General features: G+C 60.9%; 1 protein-coding gene. It reads right to left on the reverse strand.

All coding sequences use genetic code 11. The features are described 5' to 3' along the window. Window positions 1-83 precede the first annotated feature (83 nt). Window positions 84-980 carry a DUF1403 family protein gene (locus tag DY251_RS21205; RefSeq protein ID WP_158553307.1) on the reverse strand — a complete coding sequence of 299 codons (897 nt, stop codon included), beginning with the start codon at window positions 978-980 and terminating at the stop codon, window positions 84-86. Window positions 981-1,409 lie beyond the last annotated feature (429 nt).

Raw genomic sequence — 1,409 nt, forward strand, 5'->3', positions numbered from 1 at the left:
GTTAATTTGAGAATCGCACAGGCAGGATTCTCATGATTAAATGGTCAATCACAACCAAATCGTCGCATTCTTGCGGTTAACTGCTAAGCGACACGTTCGAACAAGCGGCGGCTGGAGCGGTCGCTGGTTGTCCGGCCAGGCTGCGCGGTCAGGGCGTCTTCCGAGAGCAGCTGCAGTATCGCTGTATCTGCGTCCTTTCCACGCAGTTTCGGCGCGACGGCCAGGAGCCGTTCAGCGCGACGAGCGAGATCCGCATAGACATCGAAGGCAGCCACCGCCGCTCGGCCATAGGCGCGGGCGCAAGCCTCTCGCCAGGCAGTCGGATCACCATTTGGGTCGGCAGCAAGTCGAAAATCCTCGCGCTTCAGATGAGCAGCCAGTAGCGGCACCGGTCGCCGCCAGTTGAGGCGACGCGCAAGCGCGGCGTCAGCCACCCACAGCGCCAGTGGTCGGCTGTCGCGTTGCAGGTTCAGGCTGGTTGCCGCGGCGGATGCGGCTGCCTCAATAGGGCTGCGGCCCTCTGCTCCAGCGATGAGCGTCGCCTCGATCGCCTCACGCACTTCCGTGTCGATAAGGACGGACAACAACTCGCCCAACACGACCGGCCAGTCGGCCTTCAGCGATGATCGTCCGGGCAAGGAACCTTCCGCCATAGCGCGCCACGCCTTGAGCAGCTTTCCGGCAGGGCCGGGATCGTCGCCCGGCCGCGTCAGGTAAAGATGGTCGCGCAAGGCCGCTTCGTCTTCGGCGCGGCCTTGCAGCCGGACAATTGCCGCAGCCGATGTAAGCGCGAGGCGCTGGCGCCAGAGCTTCGTCAGCGGATGCTCATCGCGCACGATAGAATGCAGGGTGGCAAGTGCGGCACCAGCGCAAAATACCGCATTCTCGTTGTCTTCAGCGCGGCCGCCCGTCCGCGCCCAATCGGGCGGCGGCGCAAATAAAGGTGGTGGTTCAGGCAAGAATCGCGGTCTGGAGATCATGCAAAACCCTACACCGCGGCGGCGTTTCATGCCACTTAATATTGGCTAAACCGCCGCGCCTGTCGGGTGCAAATAATGAACGATAATTTTGGTCTGGCTATGCCGTCCGGCAGATTCCGACCAGTTGCTTCGAAGCAGGATGGTAACACATTTTGGGAGATTCGGAGCCGATCTTGAGCGAATTCGTTCCAGCATTCGAAAGTGGTGCAGCAATCGCAGCAAAAGTCGATTGCTCGGACCTCGCGCTACTGCAACGACGAAAGATCGGCCGGACGGCCAGACTGATTGTCTGGTTGTGCCGTCACGGTTCGCGCGGCTATACACCGAACAGCCTATGGTCCCAATAGACCGGCTGATGCAGACTGGGCGTGATCGACGCGAATTCCGGATGCTGGGGATTAACCAGGATGTTGCTGTCGACGCGAGCAA

It is taken from the genome of Mesorhizobium denitrificans (assembly GCF_003403035.1).
Taxonomy (GTDB): Bacteria; Pseudomonadota; Alphaproteobacteria; order Rhizobiales; family Rhizobiaceae; genus Mesorhizobium_G; species Mesorhizobium_G denitrificans.